The sequence below is a fragment of the Gordonia crocea genome, from assembly GCF_009932435.1.
GTDB classification, from domain to species: domain Bacteria; phylum Actinomycetota; class Actinomycetes; order Mycobacteriales; family Mycobacteriaceae; genus Gordonia; species Gordonia crocea.
Genome location: NZ_BJOU01000001.1, coordinates 477,324 through 499,561 on the forward strand (window position 1 = coordinate 477,324; position 22,238 = coordinate 499,561).

The 22,238-nt window shown below is 65.9% G+C and carries 26 protein-coding genes; 8 read left to right on the forward strand and 18 right to left on the reverse strand.

Annotation, left to right across the window (positions count from 1 at the left end):
- Nucleotides 1-65: 65 nt before the first annotated feature.
- From nbrcactino_RS02130 to nbrcactino_RS02150, 5 genes are all read right to left on the reverse strand, one after another.
- Nucleotides 66-1,391 (reverse strand): HNH endonuclease signature motif containing protein, encoded by a 1,326-nt coding sequence (locus nbrcactino_RS02130; protein ID WP_161925867.1) that lies wholly within the window; start codon nt 1,389-1,391, stop codon nt 66-68.
- A 477-nt stretch (nt 1,392-1,868) separates the two neighbouring features.
- Complete coding sequence (locus nbrcactino_RS02135) at nt 1,869-3,002, reverse strand: thiolase family protein (RefSeq protein WP_161925868.1); 1,134 nt, start codon at nt 3,000-3,002, stop codon at nt 1,869-1,871.
- Nucleotides 2,999-3,331 carry a YchJ family protein gene (locus tag nbrcactino_RS02140; protein ID WP_228460635.1) on the reverse strand — a complete coding sequence of 111 codons (333 nt, stop codon included), beginning with the start codon at nt 3,329-3,331 and terminating at the stop codon, nt 2,999-3,001. The genes nbrcactino_RS02135 and nbrcactino_RS02140 overlap by 4 nt, the downstream gene beginning before the upstream one ends.
- Complete coding sequence (locus nbrcactino_RS02145) at nt 3,328-4,125, reverse strand: acyl-CoA thioesterase (RefSeq protein WP_161925869.1); 798 nt, start codon at nt 4,123-4,125, stop codon at nt 3,328-3,330. Before nbrcactino_RS02145 ends, nbrcactino_RS02140 begins: the two co-directional genes overlap by 4 nt.
- Nucleotides 4,126-4,169: 44 nt before the next feature.
- Complete coding sequence (locus nbrcactino_RS02150; protein ID WP_161925870.1) at nt 4,170-5,126, reverse strand: R2-like ligand-binding oxidase; 957 nt, start codon at nt 5,124-5,126, stop codon at nt 4,170-4,172.
- A 144-nt stretch (nt 5,127-5,270) separates the two neighbouring features.
- On the opposite strand from nbrcactino_RS02150, the gene nbrcactino_RS02155 reads away from it, so the two are divergent.
- Both nbrcactino_RS02155 and msrC read left to right on the forward strand, forming a co-directional pair.
- A complete protein-coding gene (locus nbrcactino_RS02155) occupies nt 5,271-5,738 on the forward strand; it encodes a hypothetical protein (RefSeq protein WP_161925871.1) in 468 nt (155 codons plus the stop codon).
- 43 nt (nt 5,739-5,781) lie between these two features.
- Nucleotides 5,782-6,234: a free L-methionine (R)-S-oxide reductase MsrC gene (msrC, locus tag nbrcactino_RS02160; protein WP_161925872.1), complete on the forward strand. Its 453-nt coding sequence runs from the start codon at nt 5,782-5,784 to the stop codon at nt 6,232-6,234.
- Here the strand turns inward: msrC and nbrcactino_RS02165 are convergent.
- Nucleotides 6,224-7,294, reverse strand: coding sequence for an NAD(P)H-dependent amine dehydrogenase family protein (locus nbrcactino_RS02165; RefSeq protein ID WP_161925873.1), 1,071 nt, complete (start codon nt 7,292-7,294; stop codon nt 6,224-6,226). The genes msrC and nbrcactino_RS02165 overlap by 11 nt on opposite strands.
- 148 nt (nt 7,295-7,442) lie before the next feature.
- Here nbrcactino_RS02165 and nbrcactino_RS02170 point away from each other — a divergent pair, with 148 nt between their 5' ends.
- On the forward strand, nt 7,443-8,174 hold the full coding sequence (locus nbrcactino_RS02170; protein WP_161925874.1) for a glucose 1-dehydrogenase: 732 nt from the start codon (nt 7,443-7,445) through the stop codon (nt 8,172-8,174).
- 45 nt (nt 8,175-8,219) lie between these two features.
- On the opposite strand, the gene nbrcactino_RS02175 is transcribed toward nbrcactino_RS02170, so the two are convergent.
- The 6 genes from nbrcactino_RS02175 to nbrcactino_RS02195 form a co-directional block, all read right to left on the reverse strand.
- Nucleotides 8,220-8,906: a VIT1/CCC1 transporter family protein gene (locus nbrcactino_RS02175; protein WP_161925875.1), complete on the reverse strand. Its 687-nt coding sequence runs from the start codon at nt 8,904-8,906 to the stop codon at nt 8,220-8,222.
- Nucleotides 8,907-8,923: 17 nt separating this feature from the next.
- Nucleotides 8,924-9,100 (reverse strand): hypothetical protein, encoded by a 177-nt coding sequence (locus nbrcactino_RS17985; protein ID WP_186343287.1) that lies wholly within the window; start codon nt 9,098-9,100, stop codon nt 8,924-8,926.
- Nucleotides 9,101-9,199: 99 nt separating this feature from the next.
- Nucleotides 9,200-9,559, reverse strand: coding sequence for a hypothetical protein (locus tag nbrcactino_RS02180; protein WP_161925876.1), 360 nt, complete (start codon nt 9,557-9,559; stop codon nt 9,200-9,202).
- A 79-nt stretch (nt 9,560-9,638) separates the two neighbouring features.
- Nucleotides 9,639-9,860, reverse strand: coding sequence for a hypothetical protein (locus tag nbrcactino_RS02185; protein WP_161925877.1), 222 nt, complete (start codon nt 9,858-9,860; stop codon nt 9,639-9,641).
- A 95-nt stretch (nt 9,861-9,955) separates the two neighbouring features.
- Entirely contained in the window at nt 9,956-13,042 is a 3,087-nt protein-coding gene (locus nbrcactino_RS02190) for a DEAD/DEAH box helicase (protein ID WP_161925878.1), read from the reverse strand.
- A 42-nt stretch (nt 13,043-13,084) separates the two neighbouring features.
- Complete coding sequence (locus nbrcactino_RS02195; RefSeq protein ID WP_161925879.1) at nt 13,085-13,333, reverse strand: hypothetical protein; 249 nt, start codon at nt 13,331-13,333, stop codon at nt 13,085-13,087.
- Between the two features lie 83 nt (nt 13,334-13,416).
- Here nbrcactino_RS02195 and nbrcactino_RS02200 point away from each other — a divergent pair, with 83 nt between their 5' ends.
- Complete coding sequence (locus nbrcactino_RS02200; protein WP_161925880.1) at nt 13,417-14,259, forward strand: alpha/beta fold hydrolase; 843 nt, start codon at nt 13,417-13,419, stop codon at nt 14,257-14,259.
- A 478-nt stretch (nt 14,260-14,737) separates the two neighbouring features.
- Here the strand turns inward: nbrcactino_RS02200 and nbrcactino_RS02205 are convergent, their stop codons facing one another.
- Entirely contained in the window at nt 14,738-15,187 is a 450-nt protein-coding gene (locus tag nbrcactino_RS02205; protein WP_228460636.1) for a very short patch repair endonuclease, read from the reverse strand.
- A 134-nt stretch (nt 15,188-15,321) separates the two neighbouring features.
- Here nbrcactino_RS02205 and nbrcactino_RS02210 point away from each other — a divergent pair, with 134 nt between their 5' ends.
- Nucleotides 15,322-15,504 carry a hypothetical protein gene (locus nbrcactino_RS02210; RefSeq protein WP_161925881.1) on the forward strand — a complete coding sequence of 61 codons (183 nt, stop codon included), beginning with the start codon at nt 15,322-15,324 and terminating at the stop codon, nt 15,502-15,504.
- 342 nt (nt 15,505-15,846) lie between these two features.
- Here nbrcactino_RS02210 and nbrcactino_RS02215 read toward each other — a convergent pair whose 3' ends face one another.
- Both nbrcactino_RS02215 and nbrcactino_RS02220 read right to left on the reverse strand, forming a co-directional pair.
- Nucleotides 15,847-17,430, reverse strand: a complete 1,584-nt coding sequence (locus nbrcactino_RS02215) for an FAD-dependent oxidoreductase (protein WP_161925882.1) — start codon at nt 17,428-17,430, stop codon at nt 15,847-15,849.
- Between the two features lie 9 nt (nt 17,431-17,439).
- Nucleotides 17,440-18,384 (reverse strand): AurF N-oxygenase family protein, encoded by a 945-nt coding sequence (locus nbrcactino_RS02220; RefSeq protein WP_161925883.1) that lies wholly within the window; start codon nt 18,382-18,384, stop codon nt 17,440-17,442.
- Nucleotides 18,385-18,608: 224 nt separating this feature from the next.
- On the opposite strand from nbrcactino_RS02220, the gene nbrcactino_RS02225 reads away from it, so the two are divergent.
- Nucleotides 18,609-19,004, forward strand: a complete 396-nt coding sequence (locus nbrcactino_RS02225) for a hypothetical protein (protein ID WP_161925884.1) — start codon at nt 18,609-18,611, stop codon at nt 19,002-19,004.
- Nucleotides 19,005-19,037: 33 nt separating this feature from the next.
- Here nbrcactino_RS02225 and nbrcactino_RS02230 read toward each other — a convergent pair whose 3' ends face one another.
- From nbrcactino_RS02230 to nbrcactino_RS02240, 3 genes are read right to left on the reverse strand one after another with little or no spacing between them, the layout of a single operon-like run.
- Complete coding sequence (locus tag nbrcactino_RS02230; protein WP_228460637.1) at nt 19,038-19,670, reverse strand: TetR/AcrR family transcriptional regulator; 633 nt, start codon at nt 19,668-19,670, stop codon at nt 19,038-19,040.
- On the reverse strand, nt 19,667-19,882 hold the full coding sequence (locus tag nbrcactino_RS02235) for a hypothetical protein (protein WP_228460638.1): 216 nt from the start codon (nt 19,880-19,882) through the stop codon (nt 19,667-19,669). Before nbrcactino_RS02235 ends, nbrcactino_RS02230 begins: the two co-directional genes overlap by 4 nt.
- A 44-nt stretch (nt 19,883-19,926) precedes the next feature.
- Nucleotides 19,927-21,000 (reverse strand): oxygenase MpaB family protein, encoded by a 1,074-nt coding sequence (locus nbrcactino_RS02240; protein WP_161925886.1) that lies wholly within the window; start codon nt 20,998-21,000, stop codon nt 19,927-19,929.
- A gap of 112 nt (nt 21,001-21,112) precedes the next feature.
- Here nbrcactino_RS02240 and nbrcactino_RS02245 point away from each other — a divergent pair, with 112 nt between their 5' ends.
- Both nbrcactino_RS02245 and nbrcactino_RS02250 read left to right on the forward strand, forming a co-directional pair.
- On the forward strand, nt 21,113-21,802 hold the full coding sequence (locus tag nbrcactino_RS02245) for a helix-turn-helix transcriptional regulator (protein ID WP_161925887.1): 690 nt from the start codon (nt 21,113-21,115) through the stop codon (nt 21,800-21,802).
- A 60-nt stretch (nt 21,803-21,862) separates the two neighbouring features.
- Nucleotides 21,863-22,228, forward strand: a complete 366-nt coding sequence (locus tag nbrcactino_RS02250; protein ID WP_161925888.1) for a hypothetical protein — start codon at nt 21,863-21,865, stop codon at nt 22,226-22,228.
- Nucleotides 22,229-22,238: the final 10 nt, after the last annotated feature.

Sequence of the window (22,238 nt, forward strand, 5' to 3'; positions counted from 1 at the left end):
GCTATGAAGTTCTCAAGGTACGTGCGCGGCTCTTGGAGGCCGCTCTCATCGGGCCGCGACCTGATTTAGGCGGCGGCGTGGTCAGCGAGGGTGAGGGTGCGTCGGTTGTGGCAGCGGATCCAGTCACCTCCTTCGGGACTCTGGAACCAGGGGTGGCCGTCGAAGCCGATCTGGATGTTCCATCCTTTGCCGTGGACATACGTGTGGTGATGCAGGCTGCACAGCAGGACGGTGTTTTTGAGGTTTGTCTCGCCCCCGTCAGCCCACTGCTGAATATGGTGGCCTTCGCACCAGGCTGATGGTCTGCCGCAGCCGGGGAATTGGCAACCACCATCGCGTGCCTCCAGGGCGCGGCGGAGGGTGCCGGTGACGAATCGTTGGGTACGTTTGGCATCCAGCGGCACCGAGTCTGCGGTGATCAACGCGGTGACTTCGGTATTGCCGCAGGCGATTTCGCGGGCCGTCTCGGCTGATACCGAGCCGGTGAATCCCAACCGCGCGACTCGCGAGTCTCCTTCACCACCGCTACCGACCAGGACAGGCAGGGGCACGGTCATGGTGATGTGCGGGACGACCCCGCCCACAGTCGGACGATTCCGTGAGGCCAGGTATGCGGTGATCACGCTGACCAGGGCATCGGCGGTGCGTTGCGCCCTGGGGCGCGGATCGGGGGAGCCGTCGGGTGCGGGGATGGGTTTCGCGAGCGCGTCTAGCGCGGTGTGGAGTTTCTCCCCAGACAGCTGATCCAGATCAGCTTCCAGGGTCACGCGACCCTCGTCAGTCCGGGTGATTGATGCCTGGTTCAACGACGGATTGTCCGCGGGCGGTGTGCTGGGTGGATCGAGTGGCGCGAGCTCGTGGCCGAGTTCGCGGGCTTTCTCCATGACTTGGGCGGGTTGATCGATTCGGGCGTGCGCCAACAGCGTCGTCGCCGTCTTGTCTCGCACCGCGGTGAACCCATCAGCACCCATGCGGGTGGCGATGTGGTCCAAGCCGCGGATCACCGCATCCGCATGCTCAACGGTGAGGTCGCCGTCGCGGACGTCACGCACCACGTTCGGCAGATCATCCAGATGCTGGGCCAACCGGGCCACCCGGTTGACGGTGGCCGGCGCCAACGGTAGTTCCCGCAACAGATCGCGGCCGTTCTTCATCCGATTCCGAACCGGGATGCCGATGGCTTCAGCCCGGGCGGTCGCGGCAGCCAGCAGATAGGAGGCGATGTTGCCCATCCGTATCGCGGTGACCATCACCCCCAGCACAGCCTTGTCGTCGACAATCGCCTCCGCCGACGCCAACAACGCGCCCATGCCGGTACCGGATTCAACGGCGGCCGGCACCAAGTCGTCGGCCAGTTCGGTGACGAATGCGGTGAGTTCGTCGTGGTTCATGTGGCCCCCCAGGTCCGGGTTCGCATCATGTTGTGCGGTCCCGCAATAGAAACTATGTACTGATGATCTTTTATTTAAATACTACACTACGCGAGGGGTCTGACAAGGGCATTTTTATGGGCTTGACCTGCGCAGACAATGCCGCGGCGCAGCAGCAGTTTCGGCCTGTGTCGACACGTGATTGAGAATGTCGCCAGGTGCGCGGTGGTTGCACGTGGCAAGCTGCAGCGCCCGCCTGAGCAGGAGGCAAGACCGAGGCCTGTGCCGTTGTGCACCTGGCCTGGCTGTCTCGACGAACAGATCGAGGCGATGGCCACCGTTTCAGTTCACCCGGATCGGTCGGTGATTCGCACATGAGCAGCCCAACCGGAGGTGACGCTCACGCACATCAGCACCCGGAGCCGGCGAAACAACGGCGCCCGTCCCCAATGACGGGGACGGGCGCCGCTAGGCCTCTTGACGAGAGCTGCCTACAACTCAGTCGAGCAGCTCCAGGATCGTCGCGTTCGCCATGCCGCCGGCCTCGCACATCGTCTGGAGGCCGTAGCGAATCCCGTTGTCGCGCATGTGGTGAACCAGGCGGGTCATCAGGATCGCTCCGGAACCGCCGAGCGGGTGTCCGACGGCGATGGCGCCGCCGAGCGGGTTCAGCACCTCGTCGGAGGCGCCGATCTCGGCCTGCCAGGCCATCGGCACCGGGGCGAAGGCCTCGTTGACCTCGAACGCGCCGATGTCGCCGACCGACAGCCCGGACCGCTTCAGTGCCTTCTCGGTGGCGGGGATGGGGCCGGTCAGCATGATCACCGGATCGTCGGCGGCCAGCACCGCGGTGTGGATGCGGGCCAATGGGGACCAACCCTGTTCGCGCGCATAATCACTCGTGGTGATCAACAGCCCGCCGGCACCGTCGGAGATCTGCGACGAGTTGCCCGCGGTGATGACGCCGTCGGCGTCGAAGGCGGTCTTGAGTCCGGCGAGCGTCTCCACCGTCGTGCCGCGCCGCAGACCCTCGTCGACGGCGAGCTCATCGAGGGCGACCAACTGGCGGTCGAAGGCGCCGGCGTCGATCGCGGCGGCGGTGCGCTCATGTGAGCGCGCCGCGTACTCGTCGGTCTGCGTGCGGTTCATGCCCCACTTGCGGGCCACCATCTCCGCGCCGATGCCCTGATTGAATCCGTCGACACCGAACCGCTCGAGTACCGACGGCGGATAGGGCTGTCCGTCGCCGCGGGCCGACCCCATCGGGACGCGCGACATGGACTCCACCCCGCCGGCGATCGCCACGTCGTACTGGCCGGAAATCACCCCGGCGGCGGCGAAGTGAACGGCCTGCTGGGCCGATCCACAACGGCGGTCGACGACGGTCGCCGGGACGGACTCGGGCCACCCGGCCGCCAGCACCGCCACGCGCCCGACACTGCCGGCCTGGTCGCCGACCTGGCTGACACAACCCCAGACCACGTCGTCGACGACGGCGGGGTCGAAGCCGGAGCGTTGCGCCAGTGCGGTGAGTACCGAGGCGGAGAGGTCGGCCGGGTGGACCCCGGCGAGGGAACCCTTGCGCTTGCCGATCGGGGTGCGGACCGCGTCGACGATGACTGCATCTCTCATGCCCGCATTGTGTCACCGGGCGTCGTGCCGTCGAGGTAGCACCACTTCCCGGCCTCGCGCACGAAGCGGGAACGCTCGTGCAGAATGCCGACCTCCCCGTCGGTGCCGAGATAGGTGGCGCGGAACTCGACGACGCCGGTCTCGTCGTCGGGCCCGCCGTCGACGACCTCGACGATCTGCAGTCCCCGCCAGCGCGGGTTGTCGGCGAGGTCCAGCGATGCCGGCCGCGTCGACGGGTGCCACGTGCGCAGCAGCCAGGTCGCGTCGGCGTCGCGGAAGGCGTTGAAGCGCGACCGCATCAATTCCGCGGCGGTGGCCGGTTCGGTCACGTCGGGTCTTTGAAGTAGACCAGCTGGTGGGTGCTGGCCAGCAGCACATCGCCGCCCCACAGTTGCCCGGACTGGTCGAAGTGGCCGTTGCCGAACCGGGCCGCCCGGGCGGTACCCAGGACGTGGTCGCTGCCCTGGGCGGCCAGCTCGTCGGGGGTCGCGTGGAAGTAGGTGGTCAGGGTGATGGTTCCGGCCGGCATGTAGGTGCCGTGGCGCAGGAAGACGCGCGGGAAGAAGGCGTCGGTCATCGACGTCAGTGCCGGGTAGTCCAGCGGGCGCTCGGGCAGGTCGCGCAGCCACAGCGTCGACGTGGAGTCGTCGCTCTTGCCGCCGTCGAGGCCGCCGACGACGAACCGCTTGTCGTAGTTGCTCGCCCAGGCGATGAAGTCGGGGAAATCCAGGGCGGCAACGTTTTCCGCGGGTGGCACGTCGGGGCGGACCGCCTCGGTGTCGGACCAGGTGGCGCGGTGGATACCGAAGACCGCGCTGCCGGTGGAGACCGTCTGGCCCTCCTGGGAGATGGTGAAGGTCCAGTGTTGGTTGGTCCGGTTGGTCCGCACGATCTGGGTGTGCAGGTCCCAGGTGCCGTTGGCGACCGGGGCGGCGTAGTTGATGGTCAGCGCCAGGGGGGTGCCGAGGACGTCGGGGTGCTGCTGCAGGGCGTTGACGACGGTCGCGGCGGTGATGCCGCCGAACGGGCCGACCATGTTGTCGTAGGCCTGGTGGGTGGTCGCGTAGAAGACGCCGTCACCGCGGGCCTCGACGCGGATTGCTTCATCGAAGACGTGGGTCATTCTTCGACCCTACTGCCGGGTGATTCCGGTGGCGGAGTTGCTGTTCAGTCTTTGAGGGAGCGGCGGTCCTCCTCGCCCATCGTGTACTCGAGTTCGGCCGGGGAGTAGTCGAGGTCGATCTCTTCGGGTGCCCGCCCGCGCGCGGACTCGATCGCGCCGAGGCGGCGTTGGGCCCGGTCGGCGGCGTAGTTGACGAAGTCGTCGTTGTCGAAGCCGAAGGGCGGGTCGTCGAACCGCTCGTTGACCCAGGTGATCATCTCGAGGGCGATCGGGAGCAGTTCGCCCATGCGTCCGGTGACGACATCCCAGAGGGAGTCGTCGGCGGCGACGTGGCGGCGGCAGGTGAACGTGCCCCAGGCCATGTGGCGCCGCTCGTCGTCGGAGATGTGGCCGATCAGATCCTGCATGCCGTACAGGATGTTGTTCTCGACGCAGACCCTGTTCCACGCGTAGTAGCCGGTGAGCGCGAGGCTGCCTTCCACGACGTGGTTGTAGGTGACGCTGGCGCGGATCTGGTTGCGCGGGGACGGGTCGTCGCGCAGGATCCGCAGCGACTGCGGGAGTTCCTCGTAGAACAGTTTGCGGTAGTGAGGGTTCTCCGCGACGTAGGGGTGCAGGTCCTCGGTCAGGCCGACCGCGTCCATCCACAGGCGGAAGCCCTGCGCATGCTTGGCCTCTTCTAGGCAGAACTGGGTCAGGTACATCTCGTCGCCGAACCGGTTCTCCGCGGCCATTGCCGACATGAACGGTTGGATGTCTTCAGTGACGGCTTCTTCGCCGGCGACGAATTGCGCAACCAAGTAGCAGGCGCTGCGCCGCTGCTCGTCGCTCAATCCCGCCCAATCGACGGCCTCCTTGCTGAAGTCGATATCGACGGGGTTCCAGGTCTTGGCGTTGCCCTTGGTGAAGAGCCGCAGGGGGAAGGCGTCCCAGTGGAGGCCGCCTGCGCGCAGTGACGCGAATCCGTCTCGTAGTTCGGCTGGGGAATGGGCTGTGGTCATAGTCGCGACCATAACCACGACCGTCCGCGCGCCGTGCCGGTTCGGTGGAGTCCCCCTTCGGGTCCGAGACGCCGGGCGGCAAACGTTGGAATCGGGCTGGTTGTGGCATTCTCGTCGGTGCGCGCCTGCCGCAGGATCAGGGGTATGCGAGTTATAGCTGTGGCCGCGGCCTTCGTCGCCGTGGTCCTCGGGGGAATCGGTCCGGCTGCGGCGGCGCCGCCGAGTCCCGACCCGGCCCAGCCGGCCAACGGGCAGTCGGCACCGGGGTATCGGACCGAGCGGACGGTGACGCCGCCGTTGTCGCCGATCCAGGTTCCGCCGCCGATCGTCACCGGCGGTGATGCGCGCTCGCGGACCGTTGTCTATCGGGCCTATCCGTTCCTCGCCGACTGGCTGCACCGGGCCATCGGGCGCCAGCCGTGGGAGATCCGCGGGGCCGCCCGGATTAGCTTTCTCAACCCGGCCGACGGAAAGACGGTGGTCATCAACCCGAACGGCCACTGCGACTTCACCGACGGGCACCACGTCGGACGTGGTCGTGCGCTGGCGCCGATCGTCGTCGACGCCGGTGGGTTCGCGGTGCGCATCGAGCCCCGCGCCCACCGCGTGTAGCTGCGCCTTGTCTCGGCCGCCGACAGTGGGCGACGATGGCTAGATGACCGACTACCCGGCATTGGTGGAGCAGGCGCGCGGCTTGCTCGCCGACGAACGCGACCCGATCGCCAACGCGGCAAACCTCTCGGCGCTCGTGTTTCACGCGCTGCCACAGGTCAATTGGGCGGGTTTCTACCTGTTCGACGGCACCGAGCTGGTGGTCGGGCCGTTCCAGGGAAAACCGGCCTGTGTGCGTATCCCGCTTGACCGCGGCGTGTGCGGGGCGGCCGCGCGGACCCGGTCCACCCAGCTCGTCGCCGACGTCCACGCGGTGCCCGACCACATCGCCTGCGACCCGGACAGCCGCGCCGAGCTCGTCGTCCCGGTGATCCGCGACGGCGAGCTGTTCGGCGTCTTCGACATGGACAGCCCGGTGACCGACCGGTTCACCGACGACGACCGGCGCGGGATCGAGGCGATCGTCGACGTGTTCGTCGAGTCGATTACGGCGTGAGGCCCGGCCCCTTGATCAGCGGCAGGTCGAGGGTGGTGCGGATTCCGGGGCGGCCGTCGACGACGGCGGGGATCGCGTTCACGATGCGGCCGGCGCCGGCGACGATGGCCGCGTGGTTGTGGTCGCCCTTGGTGCTCGACGGGATTATCTCGACCTCGTAGGACGGTTCGCCGGTGATCTCGACGCGGTAGCAGCCGCCGCCCTTGGACGGGCGCTTCCAGTCCGGCCGCAGGTCGTCGCGCAGCCGGGTCACGTGCTCGATGACGATGCCGGGTTTGCCGTCGACCATGCCGATGATCTCGAATCGCACCGCCGCGCGGGTGCCCTTCTCGATGGTGCCCGCGGAGATTTCGAAGGTCTCCGGCGCCGGCTCGGACTCGTGGTGCTCGACCACCTCGTCGATCGTGACGCCGAAACCCTCCGACAGGATTTGCAGGGTGGTTCCCCAGGCCATGCCGAGGATGCCGGGCAGGAACAGCATCGGCGTCTCGTCGAGCGGTTTGCCGAAGCCCATGACGTCGAACATGACGGTGCTGCCGTCGTAGGTGGCGTAGTCGGCGAGTTCGAGACAGCGGACCTGCTCGACGCGCTGGCAGGTGCCGGCCAGGGCGAAGGGGAGCAGGTCGTTGGCGAAGCCCGGGTCGACACCGCTGATGAAGATCGACGCGCCGGTCTCCTCGGTGGCGGCTTCGATCTTCGCGATCGCCTTCGGCGGCATCACGTTCCACGGGTACTGCAGGCCGCCGGGGGCCGATCCGACGACGTTGATGCCGGCGGCGAGGAGGGCGAGGCAGTCGTCGAAGGCTTGGATCGGGCGGGTGTCGCCCATGGCGCAGTAGACGGCGCAGTCGGGGTGGGTGGCGATCAGCTCGTCGAGGGAGCCGACGGCGGTGATCCCGGTGGTGGTGTCGAGCCCAGCGAGTTCGCCGGCGTCCTTGCCGATCTTCGACGGCGTCGAGACGCAGACGGCGACGAGTTCGAAGCGGGGGTCCTCGATCAATTGGGTGAGCGCGAGGCGCCCCACGTTTCCGGTCCCGATGTGTGCAACGCGGATGGCCATGGCCGTTTGCCTCCTTGGCGGCGAGTTCGCAGGTCCAGACGTTTCCGCAGGTAGATGTACATCTGTCCGGACTGGTGTCCAATCAAGTAGACCACAGATTAGTAGAACGTGTTCTCATTTTGGGTTTTGCGGGGTACCGTTGCTCGCCATGGGACGCGTAGAAGGCAAAGTTGCACTGATCACCGGCGGCGCGAGGGGCATGGGCGCGGAGCATGCGCGCGCACTCGTCGCCGAAGGGGGGAAGGTCGTCATCGGCGACGTCCTCGACGACGAGGGCAAGGCGGTGGCCGAAGAGATCGGGCCGTCGGCGCGATATGTCCACCTCGATGTGACCAGCGAGGAAGACTGGGATGCGGCGATCAAGACCGCCGTCGACGAGTTCGGCAAACTCACCTGTCTGGTGAACAACGCCGGCATCGTCAACGGGGCGGCGATCGAGAAGTTCCGCATCGACAAGTGGCGCCAGATCATCGACGTCAACCTGACCGGGACGTTCATCGGAATGGTCAAGGCCGTCGAGCCGATGAAGGCCGTCGGCGGCGGGTCCATCATCAACGTCTCGTCGGTCGAGGGGTTGCAGGGCAGCCCGTGGGCGCACGGCTATGTCGCGTCGAAGTGGGGGGTCCGCGGCATCGCGAAGTCGGCCGCGCTCGAACTGGCGCCGCACAACATCCGGGTCAACTCGATCCATCCAGGACTGATCCGCACGCCGATGACCGAGGCGATTCCCGACGGGATGATCAAGATCCCGCTGGGCCGTGCTGCGGAACCGGCCGAGGTTTCGACGTTCATCGTCTTCCTCGCCAGCGACGAGTCGTCGTATGCGACCGGCACTGAGTTCGTCATGGACGGCGGACTCACCGCCGGCGAGGCGCCGTAGCGGCGGATACTCCTGTGCGCCAGAGGTATTGGCGCAACAGGGGGATTAGAGCAACAGGTCGCCCAGCAGGTAGGAGATCGTGATCGTGCCCAGGCCCAGGGCCAGGGGGCGGACCACGATGGCGCCGGTGTTGGAGTGCCCGAGGCGGGACAACACGACCGACGTGACGACCAGGGACACCGACGCGATGCCGATCGTCCACCAGACGTGCCAGTCCCATGGGGCCAACAGGGTCGCCAAGAGCGGCATCAACGCACCGATGAAGAAGGCCAGCCCCGCCTGGGCCGCGTCGTACCAGGCGTCGCGGATCGTCGTGCGGTCGGTGACCCCGTACTCGATGCGCAGCTGGGCGCCCAGCGCGTCGCCGGCCGAGAGTTCGTCGGCGACGCTGCGGGCCGTCGTCGGGCTGACGCCTTTGGATTCGAACCAGGAGATGAGTTCGGCCTGCTCGTTGTCGGGGGTGATCGCGAGTTTCTGGGCCTCGTGGGCGATGAGGTCGTCCTCGGCCTCGCGGTCGGCCAAGCGTTCGCCGACCTTCACGCCGAGCACGGTCAGCGCGCCGATGAAGGCATTGATGGCCACCACCGCGTAGGTGGTGTCCGCGGCAACCTCGGCGCCGGCGAGGCCCAGCCCCACACCGGCGACGGTGATGATGCCGTCGTTGACCTCGGTGATCCAGCCGCGGATCTCGTCGGGTTTCGAGTCCCGCCAGTGGGGCAGGGGAAGGCGCATGCGACGAGGGTACGACCTTACGACGTCGGTTTGACCAGCTTGTCCGAGACTTCCATCGCCATCGACATGATGTCGTCGGCAGAGTAGTTGCGGCCGGGGTGCTGGGCGTTGAGGTGTGCCTGGACGTCGTCGACGAACGTGTCGTCGTACGAGGTGATGTTCTCGCCGCAGGGGCAAATGAGCTGGTGCGCCATGGATAACTCCTTAATTGCCGTCCCCCATCGAGATTACCGGCGCGCACAACGTTTGGTGGTTGAGTGCCCGCGACGAGGGAGCGGGTGTATCGAAACCACTCACGCAGGATCGCTCCGCCAGCAGAGGAAGCTGTTGTTTGTGATGGAGCCCATCGCTTCGATGACGGCCATGCTGTCGAACCCGGGCAGCTCTTGCAGCCGCTCGAGCAACGCGCCGGTCCCCGGCGTCTCACTCGGGACCAGGATGCCGCGGTCACCACCGACCAGCACCCAGACGACGTCATCCGCGAACGGCCCCCCATCGGTGGTGACGAGCCGCACCTCGGACAGCTCAACCCACCGGATGCTCTCGCTGCGCCCGCCGCCCAGCTCCCGGGTGATGCGCTGATCGTCAAAGCTCACCGCGCCGGCCAGCTGTGCGGCCGCGGCACGTGGATCGCGGCGTTTCCAGAACCTCACCAGCCGAATCTACGTCGATGAGTAGCCGCGCGGGCGTAGGCATCCGTGCAAGGAATGACGCACACCGTTCCGCGGATCGCTAGTCCATGAGCATGTCGGCAAGCCACTCGTCGGGGTCCATGGAGTCCAGCATCGGCCCCCAGCCGGGCACGATGGCGAAGTCTGCGACGGAAAGGGTGATGTCGTGTCGCGCGGCCCTACGGATTACGCGGTCGATGGTGCGAATGTCCGCGGTGGTCGGCGCGGGTTCGTCGCTGCGGTCGGCGGTGTAGGTAACCGTTGCCGGGGGGCTGTTGCTCATGGATCGCATGGTGGCACGAGCCACTGACATCGTGTGTCTCCCGAGGCCTACCTGAAGCGCGGAACGAATTCATTGAGCACCGGGTCTCGTTGGGGCTATACCGCGACGACACTCCCGCTGGTGAACACAGCCGCTGGCATATCTCGGCGGAGCTTCCAGGTAATTCCGATTGGTCGCTCGCCACGATGCTCGACGTAATCGACAGGGCCCAGGAAGATGAAGGGCTCTGACCCGTAGTCGCCGTTCGGTCGATCGCGCACGAACAGCAGTACGTCGACACCATTCACGGGCTGCGCGAGGTAACGCTGCCCTCGATCGGAAGCGGCCATAGTGTTGTTTGGCGACTCCCAGTGGAATAGCTGTCGGGAGATTGGGTAGTCGCGGTACATCGTCGTCGGGCTGAACTCGCCTTCGTCCTTGTGGAGATTCACGAAGAGGGCTTCGAAGTTGTCGCTGGCGATCGACCCGCCGGCCTGTCCTCGCGCCTTGCGCTGCAGCGTTGCGAACCCGATGGCTGCGAGGACTTCCTCCCGGCGATAGTGAGCGTGCGAGTACAGCGGACAGTCATCACCGATTCCTGGGACGGACTTTGGTACATGTGGAATTCGCGCGGAGCAGATGGCTAGGAGCTGCCGGATCTCAGAGCAGACAGCGGGGTTGGCCCGTAGTACGTCGAGGCCGGCGTCGTATGAATCGAACCCACCGTTGTCAGGCCACAGCGTTGTGAAGAGCATTCGGGCATAGGCCTGCTGACGGACGGTCAGGCGGGCGTAGGTGGAACAGTCGGACGACGCGAGCAGCGAGTATGTCGCGATCCGTTCGGGATCGTCGACGTGGGCGAGTGAGCGGACACGTTTGAGGAGTGCGTCCTCTTGGACGCCACCCGCGGTTGCATCGAGGCCGGCGTCGCGGATGAGAGGAGTCCAGGATCGGGGGCTACTTCCCCCATAGATATCCGACAGTTCGCCGCGAGTGTGGTCGAGGTAAACCGCTAGCTCGGTGGTGCCGACACGTTGGATGTCCTGCACTAGTGCACTGCGACGACTAGTCGGCAGTTGACGCCTTACGGACTCGACGACGGTCTCCTGGGCTTGGCGGTCGAGGACGATGCGGCTGGCTCCGGGCAGGAAGGGGAAGCCATTGTCGATCTCGTCGATCAGCGCGTGACCAACCTTGCCCGTCAACGAAGTGAATCGTGGGGCGAAGTTGAACTCGGCCCGTTGGTGTCCGATGAAGTCGAGCACCGTCAGAATCGACTTTCCCTGGCTGCGTCGCAGGCCGCGCCCGAGCTGTTGAAGAAAAACGGTCGCGCTCTGCGTCGGCCTCAGCATGAGGAGCGTGTCGACGTCGGGGATATCTACGCCTTCGTTGAAGATGTCGACGGCAAACAGGCACTTCACCGAACCGCGGCGCAGATCGGTGAAAGCCTGCGCTCGGTCAGCGCTGGGAGTGTGGGCATCGATCGCAATGGAAGGGATCCCCTGGTTCGAGAACGCTTGGGCCATGTAGCGGGCATGGCCGATGGAAACGCAGAACCCCAAGGCCCTCATCTGCGCGGGATCTGCGACGCGGTCGCGAAGGGTATTGAGAACCACGCGTGTGCGGGCGTCGTTTCCGGTGTAGACATTCTCAAGCTCGGTGATGGAGTAGTCCCCACGAGACCAAGCGAGACCGCTGAGGTCGGTGTTGTCTGCGACGCCGTAGTAGTGGAAGGGACACAGGAGATCCTGTTCGAGGGCGGCCCACAAGCGGAGCTCGTACGTACTTCGGCCGCCGAACCACCGGAGGATGTCAGCTCCGTCTGACCGTTCGGGTGTCGCAGTTAGTCCGAGGAGTTCCTGCGCATCAGCTTCCTCCAGAAGAGAGCGATATGTTGCGGCCGCTGCATGGTGGAACTCATCGATGACTACGACATCAAACGTCGATCGTGTGACCAAGTCCTTTCCGGCCCTGGCAAGCGACTGGACGCTGGCAAAGACGTGCTTCCCTTCGACAGGACGTCGTCCATCGACGTACAGCTCACCGAAGCTGCCGTCGCCTAATACTTCGCGATACTTCCGCAGAGACTGCTCCAAGATTTCCTTCCGGTGCGCAACGAACAAGAGGCTGAGCGATTCATTGGCTTCCCCGCAGAGTCGCCTGTAGTCAAGCGCAGCAACGACAGTCTTGCCGGTGCCCGTGGCCGCTACGAGGAGATTCCGATGTCGATTGTGGACAACCCGAGCGACATCGAGTGCTTCGAGCATCCGCTCTTGATGAGGGTACGGCCGAACTTCGAGGCCAGAGATGGTGATTGTTTCCCGAGCGGAGTTGCCTCCTCCGGCCTCAGCGAGCGCGTGATCGAGGAGTTCGGCGTCGGTGGCGGGGTTGTAGGGCTTGAAAGCGGGGTCATCCCAATAGGTGTCGAAGGTCGCTTCGAACTTCCGGGTGAGGGCAGGGGTTGCAACCCCGGAGATCCGCACGTTCCATTCAAGGCCATCTACCATCGCCGACCGTGACAGATTCGAACTGCCGACATAGCCCGTGTCGAAGCCGGAGTCACGTCTAAACAGCCATGCTTTGGCATGGAGCCGAGTGGACGCGGTCTCGTAGCGAACTCGAACTTCTGCGCCGTACTTGTTAACAAGATCATCGACTGCTCGGCGTTCGGTTGCACCGCGGTATGTCGTCGTGACCACGCGGAGCGGCACGTTGCGGTCGCGGAGCGCTAGAAGCTCGCGACTGATCACCGCAACCCCCGCAAAGCGAATGAACGCGCAGAGTAGATCGACGCGATCTGCGCTGCCCAGCTCACGTGCGATCTCACTGGCCATGTTTGGTTCGTCGGGGGTGTTGGTTAGGAGTGCCACGTCCGACAGCGGTGTCGCCGGGCGGGGTAGGGCTGGACTCGCCGCATCGTGGAGCGAGGTGAGGATCGGTGTGTCAGAAGGGACGACGGAATCGTCAGCAGCGTTGGGAAGCATGGCAAGGATGTCGTTCACCGCGGCGAAGCGTGCCGCCGGGTCCCTGATTGCTGAGAGGTACCGGCGGACGTTGTCAGCTATGTGCCGAGCAAACACCTCGGGGGCATCATCGGCGGCGAGCTTGCTGAATTCAGGGGTGAGGGACACGCGGTCGATCTTCTGTTGAAGACGATGCGAGTGAATGGACTCGTAGACGCCGGGTGCGAGTGGCTCGTTCACGGAGTTGAGTAGATCACGGAGAGACGCCCGATCGTGCACGACTCATATCCCCCACGCGAACTCACGGCCGACGAGTGTGGGGCATTCGGCGCAGGCCAAGATCTCAACGAAGTAGCCGGCGTCCCGATCCATCGCGTTCCCGTCGCCGGTGAGCGGGAAGAGGTGATCCTCGGACCACTCCTGCAGATCCTCGTCGAAGTCTACTGACGTCGGGGTCGGGAGGGCGAGGATCTCGTCGTGGACGTGCTCCTCCCCGTCGTAGGTGTTGGTGAATCGTGCGGTGAGCTCCATGGAGACAAGCATCGCCGGTAGCACTGACAATCCCGATCGTGAAGCGGTAGCGTCCGATTGGATCTCAACAGGAGGCGAGGCCCATGCGCAGAACGTCACTCACCCGACTCCGCGTCGCAGCTGTGACGACCGACGCACTCCTCGCACTCGCGCCCCTCGGCACGACCTCGGCGGCGCCGGAGGACTGGGCCGATGTGCCGCCGAAAGGCGCGAACAACTGGTCCTGCCGCAGCACGACGCATCCGGTTCCGGTGGTCCTGGTGCACGGGACCACGGCCAACCAGAATCAGAACTGGGCGACGCTCTCGCCCGCGCTCACCAAGGCCGGGTACTGCGTCTACACCTTCACCTACGGGGAGCTCCCCGGACTGCCTGGCTACGGCGGGCTGGGACCGATCCGGGAATCGGTGAAGACGCTCGTCGCGTTTGCCTCCAAGGTCCGCCAGCGCACCGGGGCCGACAAGCTCGACTTCATCGGCCACTCGCAGGGAGCGTCGATCCAGATGATGTACCTGCGCGACTACCAGGGTGCCAAGCACACCCGACGGGTGATCAACCTGGCGGGCGTCGTGAACGGTGCGCCGAGCGTCGGTGGGTTGAGCGCGCTGTTCGCCGCCCTACCGCCCGCGGTGCTGGGTAATGCGTGCCCCGCATGCGCCCAACTGATCGACCCGGAGGCCACCCGATTCGGCAACCACCCCACCATCGCGTACGCCAACATCGCCAGCCGCACCGACGAGGTGGTGAACCCGGTGTCGGTCTCCTTGATGAAGCCGGCGCCCAACGTTCGCAACATCGTCGTGCAGAACTACTGCCCCACGCTGAGCGTCGGCCACGACGCCATGTCGAAGGACCCGACAGTGCGCCGAATCATTCTGAACGAGCTCGACCCCGCCGCACGCAAGCCAGTGAAGTGCCGTTCGTAGCAGTCCGTAGACGGGCGACACGCGAACGACCCCGCGGGTGAAACTCCCGGTAGGAATACACCCGTGACCCCCGAGGTGACGATTTCGGCCCCATCGAGACGCTTCGAGCCGAAGCAACCAAGGCCGCCGCGAAGGCCGACGCGCCGACCCGGCGGATCCGACCGCCACAACCGTCGAAGCTAGTTCCATTGTTGATCGCTGCACTAGGCGACGCTGACTACTGCTCGAATGATCCCGTATGCATTGAGAGCGACCGGCAGGGGACGACCAGTCTCAACCTCTCAGCTTGTCGCGGTTGTTCGCTCATTGGCGAGACGTCGTGCGAAACGTCGAACCGCCTCCTCGACCGGCAACTGGTTCCGGGCGGTAGCAGCGTGCCGGGGCTGCTCGAGGGGTCCTTCCCGAAGTGCGCGCGGGTGCTTTTGTCGGGTGATCCGAACTTCGCGGGTGCCCTATGCGGAGTCGAGCCGGTTGCCGCCTAGATCGAGTGATTGGCTGAAGCCTTCCTGACCGCTCCGATCACTGCCGCGGCGATCCGTGAGGGTTCTTCATGCTCCCAGCAGCGAACAGTGGTCCATCCGGACTCGGTCAGGGCCTGATCCATGGCTGCATCGCGGGTGCGATTGGTCTCGATCTTCCGCTGCCAGAACTCGGCGTTGGTTTTCGGGTTTTGCCGGTGTTCAGGGCATCCGTGCCAGAAGCAGCCATCGATGAAGACAGCGACTTTGGCCTTGGTGAACACGAGGTCGGCCTTGCGGCGGCGCATCTCGGGGAGGGGCGCGTAGTCGACGCGGTACCGCAGGCCGGCAGTGTGGACCAGGCGTCGCACCGCCATCTCGGGTGCGGTGTCTCGCCGGCGATTGCCTCGCATCGACTTCCGGACGGCCGGGGAGGATGCCCAGCTGTCGGCGGGAAGCGGCTCGACCACACCACCATTGTCCACCTGTCGAACCTGGGAGCCCCCTGGGAGGTCGGTTCGAGGGTGCTTAGGTCCATTCCCTATGTCAGTGGCACGTGCCAGCCTTGAAGCAGACACAGCAAGGACAAAGGGAAGGGCACGTCATGTCTGTTCGGCACACGGGTAAGCACCGCATCGTGGTCGCACCGGCCTACCGCGTGCACCGTCGGACCACCATGATGCTTTCAGCCATCGTGGTCACCCTCTTCACCATCGTCATGCTGATCGCAAACCTGGTGTACTTCAACGAGACTGGCACGAGCATCATCCCCGGCCTCGGAGCCTGATACTCGTCTGAAGCACTGGGAATCCCTTAGGGGGTTCACGCAGCGACGTCCCCGACCCGGCTTTCGGGTCGGGGACCTCGTTTTTTCCGGGCGCTTAGACGCCGGACCTTCATGGCGCTCCGCAAGCAGCGACGCCCCCGGCTCGGCTTTCGGGCCGGGGACGCCGTGCCTCGATTGGGGCGGCGACTCCCCGACGAATCGCACCCCGCACGCATCGGCAGCCGAACCATGATTCGAGAAGCGTGTCGGGTTCGAATTCGAAGTGGTGTCGGCTGTCCACTGAAGGGTCTCGCGCAGCCGTGCGCCCGGCGCGAGTAGTGCGCTACTCGAATCAGAGCGGAGTCATCGGCGGCGACGCCCGGCCACCGCGAGCATGTCGCTGATCTCGGTGAACTTCACGCGAGGTCGGCCCTCGCGCTCGCCGGCAGCCTGCTCCCGACGATCGATCTTGCGCATGCCGCGATAGCCGACGACCTTGCGGTTGCGCTTGCGCAGCAGCTCGTCGAAGGCCTCAGGCTCAGTCGCGGGTCGGCGGATCCGTTCGTTGGCCACATCGTCGATGAACCGCTCGACGGTCTCGATCGCATGCTGCTTGTTCGCGCCGATACCGCCCGACGGGCCGCGCCCGGCCCAGCCCAAGACGTAGGCACCGGGCACGACGTTGCCGGCCTCGTCGACGACTCTGCCGTCGGCGTTGGGGAAGTGGCCGCGCTCCTCGTCGAAGGGCAGCCCTGGGATGCGCACGGCGCGGTAGCCGATGGAGCGCACCAACAGATCCGCGGCAATCCGGTGCTCGCGGCCGCCGGTGGCGACGGTCACCGATTCCAGCCGGTCCTCGCCGACCGCGGACTGCGGGGTGGTGTGGAAGAGGAAAACGATGCGACGCCGACTCGGGTCGGCCGGACCACTCAGGTCGGGAAGCGGCCCGTCGGCCTCGTCGTGGACGACGATCTCGACGCCTTCGATCGTCGACAGCGCGCGGTACTCGGCCTCGGTGTAGGCGGCATCGCGTTGGCCGCGGCGGCCGAGGACCACCACCTCGTGAACATTCTGACTGCGCAGCAAACCCAATGCTCGGTCGGCAATGTCGGTGCGAGCCAAGAGATCTGGCGGTGAGACGAGGATGCGCGCGATGTCGAGCGCGACGTTGCCGGTCCCGACGACGACGGCACGCCCGGTCCCGTCGTTGGGAATCGACGGTCCGTCGGCCCCGGGGACGGCGTTGTACCAGGCGACCAAATCGCTGGCCGCGATCGAGCCGGGCAAGTCCTCCCCGGCGATCCCGAGGCGCCGCGATTGCGACGCCCCGACCGCGTAGAACACCGCGTCGAAGTGCTCGGCCAGCTCGGCGGGAGTGATCTGGCCGTGGTCCACGTCGTCGCCGATCTCGACGTTGGTCGCCATGGTGACGTGCGGGTCGCGGTGCAGCAGGTCGAAGGTGCGCATGACGTCGCGCGTCGACGGGTGGTCGGGGGCGACGCCGGCGCGGACCAACCCGCCCGGCGTCGGCAGCTTGTCGATGACGGTGACGTGCGCCCGGGTGCGGTTAAGCAACGTGCGCAAGGCGTAGCCGCCCGACGGGCCGGTGCCGACGACGGCGACGCGCAAGCCGGCGGGCAACCGAGGGATCTCCGGGTACACCACGTCGGACCAGCCCGAGGAGATGTCGGGGTTGTCCTTGTAGTAGCCGGCGTTGATCTCGATGAAGACCTTGTCCTTCGCGCCGAGCCGATCGGCCGGGAAGATCGCGTTCACCGGGCAGGCATCGGCGCAAGCGCCGCAGTCGATGCACGCCTCGGGGTCGATGTGCAGAATGTCCGACGAGCCGAACCCGCGCTCCTCGGGCGTCGGATGGATGCAGTTGACCGGGCACACCGAGACGCAGCCGGCATCACTGCAACACGACTGGGTGATGACGAAGGCCATCGCTGCGCCTTAGATCATGTGGGCCCTGCGGTAGTACCGCAAAGCCGGCTTGGTGAGGAGGCCGACTTCGTCGAGGAACTCCATCAGGTGGGTGCAGCTGCTGCGGATCATCGAGTGGAAGTGCTCGTTGTGGGCGGCCTCGCCGTAGGCGCGGCCTTTGTCCAGGCCGGCGTCGGCGTAGGCCTGCGGGCGGACCAGGTTCGCGACGATCATGTACGCGCCCATCGAGACGACCAACGCGCTGAGCTTGCGGCGGAACCAGCCGACACCTTGCATCGACTCACGCACCTGCTCGCGCGCGTACTTCATGTGGCGCGCTTCCTCGAGGACGTGGATCTCGTTGACGGTCCGGATGAACGGGAGCACGCGGTCGTCGCGCATGCAGCCGCGCTGGAAGACGTCGAGCACCTCTTCGGCGACGAGGATGCCGGCGTAGGCCACCTCGTTCTTCGCGACGTATTTGAAGACCTTGCCCAGGCGCCCGACGAGCTTGTTCGGCCGGTACGACTTGCCGACCATCTTCTCCGACGCCTTGGAGAACATCAGCGAGTGGCGGCACTCGTCGGCGACCTCGACGAGGGCGAACTGGAACTCGGTGCTGTGGTACTCACCCAGGTACTGATCGCGCAGGACCAGTTCCTGCAGGACCATCTCAAACCAGATGCCGATGCACATGATCGACGCGAACTCGTGGCGGGTCAGGCTGACGCGCTGCTCGTCGGTGAGCTCGTTCCAGTAGTCCGTGCCGTACAGCGACGACCACTCCGGACTGCAACCGTGCTTATCCGGTTCCATCGGCAGCGACCAGTCGATCTCGGTCATGGCATTGCGCGACAGGCGTGCTGCCGAGGCGAGGAGTCGGTCGGACACCTCCTCGACGCCCTGGTCGTTCAGGCTGATCACGTTGCCCTCGACGTCGGCGGAGTCGTTGTTGTACTGGATCGCTGAACTCATTCGAGCCTCCAAGTGTTGCCGCCACTCAATCGTGACAGCGCCGAATGTAACAACTGTTGTTGTCACGGTAGCGATGAATGTCGGCCCTGGCAACCCCTCGCCGGCGCGGGTCGGCCCGTGTCGGAGTATTTCGGGGAAAGCGGGTAGTCGACTACTCGTGGTGGGCCGCCAACGCGGTGTCACGCTGGGGCGGCCACACCACATCCACCGATGAAGGAGCGACGATGAGAATGCCCGTATCGGTTCGCGCCCGCGCCCTTGCCATGGCGGTCGGACTGGCGGCCCTCGCCGCCCCGGCGGTCACCCCGGCCGCCAGTGACGCGGCGTCGCGGCCCGCGGTGTGGGCCACGCGCGGCGCCGTCCATGTCCGCGTCACGCATCTGCCGCCCGGCCCGAAACGCTGCTGGCTCCAGGTCCCGCCGGCGCCCTACGATCTGCTCGGCATCTACGTCGGCAGCCAGCAGGGGACCAACGCCGAGCGCCAGACCAGTGCCCGCTCGGTCACCCTGACCGCCGGCGGCCTGATGCCCGCCACGTACCGGATCTACTTCGAATGCCGGAAGTCGCCAAGCCTGGACCTCATCGTCGCGACGCGACGCACGGTGTTCGTCGGCCCGTGAGGCCGAGGTGACGCGGTGCGGCGCCGGAGGGCGTCAGCCTCGTGCCCGGAGAGCCCGGTAGGCGGCGGGGCCGACGATCTCGGCCAAGTCTGCTGGCTCCCACGTCGTGTCGGGGCGGATCATCATGCGGACCCCGGTCTCGCAGATGCCGATGAAGACCTCGGTCAGCACGGGCAGCGTCTTTTCGCTGTCGGCAACCTGCCAACGCTCGAACAACGGCCGCATGACTTCGGCGGCCTGGGTGGTGATCAGTGCGCGGCCTTTGGCGATGGCCCGAGCCAGAACGGGGTCGGGATCCTCGGCGAGAATGATCTGCCACGACGACCGCTGCCGGCCGACGTCGGTGAACAACGAGCAGAACCCGTCGACGAACATCTGCTCCACGGTGCTTGTCTTTCGCGGCGGCAAGATCGCCATCAGCCGGCCGGTCAGCGACGCGGTCTCGCGTTCCAGCAGGGCCGACAGCAACTCGCCGCGGTCGGGATAGCAGGCGTAGACGACCGGGCGGCTCACTCCGAGTCGTTGGGCGATCGCACCCATCGTCACCTCACCGACAGAGCTTTCGGCCGCGATCTGCAGCGCGGTGTCGAGCACCTGGGGCCGGCGTCGTTCCGGTCCCAGGTGCTCGGCTCTGCCGTTGTGGTCGCCGACGGCGGTCGTCTTCAACGCAACTGCACATCCGCGACGAGCAGTACCGGCCAGGCGATCACTTCACCGATCATCGAGAAGACCTTGTCCGCGCCGGAGAGATGGTCGAGCTGGGACGAATGGTTGTAGGCCCACACCCCGCCAATGAGCAGGTAGGGCAGCACCACCACGACGAACCCCGCCGTCGCAAGGTGGAAGAGCTGCCGGATGCTCAGTTGCCGGTTCAACACGGCTTGCAGTGTAGTCACTGGATCGCCCCCAGAATCGACTGAACTCATTGGATCGCCCCCAGGATCGACTGGGATTCGAGCAAACCCTCGTCGCTGGGCGAGGCGTGCTCGCCGAACACCCGACGGTACTGCCGTTGGCGCAATTCCACGTGTGCGTCGCGCGGGTTGGCCAAACCGAATCGGCGTTGGGCCTCGCGCGGGGTGGTCGTCACCGGATTCGTCGGCGGCACGGCCCGAAGCACACGCGCGGCCACGGGAACCGACGCCGGCGAGAGGAGTCGGAGCAGGATCAACTCGAGGTACGAGCTCAAGCTGACGAGCGTGAACGCCGCGCTGAGGAACGGCAGCGCCACGGCATCAAGGAACCGTCCGGTCGGCAGGTCGGCCATCTCGCGCATCCACCTGGGCATCGTCGCAAGGGTGCCCCGACGCAGGAACCAGGTGATGAAGCGTGTCGCCGGACGGAGCAGCAGCGGCATCGTCGGCAACATGACCTCGGCCTGCAAGAGGTGGTTCATCGCCCGCTTGGCGATATCGGAACCGACGAGGTGCGGGCGCATCGCTTCGAAGTACGCTTGGACGCCTTCTCGGTCTCGTGGCACATCGGCCGGATTGCAGGTCTGCAACTCGGCGGCCACGGCGCACTCTTCCCAGTACTGCGCCTCTTCGGCCGGACTGAGCTTGCCGGGGCCGTACTTCTCGTAGGCGACGAGGATGGAGTGCCAGGCCGTCAAGTGGATCCACAGCTGCGACGCCGGATCGTTGGCGTCATAGGTCCCACCGATCACCGGGTCGGTGCCAATCGCCTTCGAGTGGATCTTGACCAGGACATCCGCGGCATGGGTGGTGGCACGACTGTCGTCGAAAGCGACCATCGCGAAGTAGCGCAGCGTGCGGTCGTAGCGTGTGCGCGGCCGCTTGTAGATGTCGGAGGTCTTGTCCACAGCGGCGATCAGGTTGGGGTCGAGCTCTTCGATAACCACCGCGCGCTGGAAGCCGATGGTCAGCGACGTTGGATAGCTCCACACTTTCCAGGTCACTGATCCGGGCCCGAAGAACCCGTAGTCCTCGGCAGGCACGATGGGCTGGATCGTAAGCCAGTCTCGTAACTTGTTCATGGCCGTACTTTCCTACACCTTGTCGGAATTTGCAACAGGGTGTAGGAAAGTGTCTCTGAACCCCATGCCGTCGCCCGGTACGGTGAAAGGGATCAAACCTCGGGGGCGGCGGGTGGAACATCGGATTGCGTGGCAGGGCGACGTCGTCGACAACGGTGACGCGGCGCATTACTCCGGCGTTTTCGGGTCCACCCGCGTGCACCGCCACTACGCCGTCCAACTGATCGAGTGCCCGACGCGGTTCGCCATCGTCGTCGATGAGCAGCCTCACGACGGGGTGGCGGTGATCCTGCTCGACACCAACGTGCCCCATGCGATCAGGTCGTCGGGGATCGGCAACTTCTCCTATTTCGCGCCACACTCTGAGCGGGGCCGGCAATTGCGGGCGTTCCTCGACGGTCGTGGGGCGGTGGTGTTGGACGGTCCGCCGTCGGCCATCCCCGTCGTGGGCGACGCCGGCGATCGCCATCAGCTGGCGGTGGCCATCGTTACCTGGGTGGGTGCCCAGATCGCGTCGAACCCGTTGACTCCCTTGCGAACCGCCGACGTTTCGTCGCAATTCCACCTCTCGGAGAGCGCGATCTTGCGGGTCCTGCGTGACGAGCTCGCGGTCACCTTCTCGTCGGTGGTCAAGTGGGAACGGCTGTGCGTGGCCCTGCGGCTGATCGTCGAGGGGGAGTCGGTCACCGAAGCCGCCGCCGGTGGTGGATTCTTCGATGGGCCGCACTTCACCCGGGTCTGCAACGAGATGCTCGGTCTGCCGCCGAAGCTTCTCGACGTCGGGTTGGTCCGGCCGGGCTGAGGCCTGAAGTCGCCGGATCTGTACAAGCCAGGTCCGGGGTCGACGCACCACGATGGCAGTGTGCTGAAACAGGAAACGATTCCCCGCCGCTCCCGCCTTGCGGCCCTCGCGGCCGTCCTCATCCTTGCGGTGCTCGGTATCGCGCTGATGCCGTCCACCACGGCACTACTCAAAACCGGTGGGCTGGCGGCAGACTCGGCGGAATCGGTGCGCGCCGATGCTTTGGTCAAACAGCACTTCCCGTCGGCCAATCCGGACCTGATCCTGATTCTGACCCCGTCGGACGGCAACCGTGCCGGGGCGAGCAAGACGATCGAGGCGGTAGCCGCAATGCCGGGGGTCACCGAGGTGCACTCGTACTACAGCGACCTCCCGCTGCCGGAGTTGCTCGCGGCCGATCCTCCAGGCCAACTTCGTCGTTCGTGACTACCGTGAG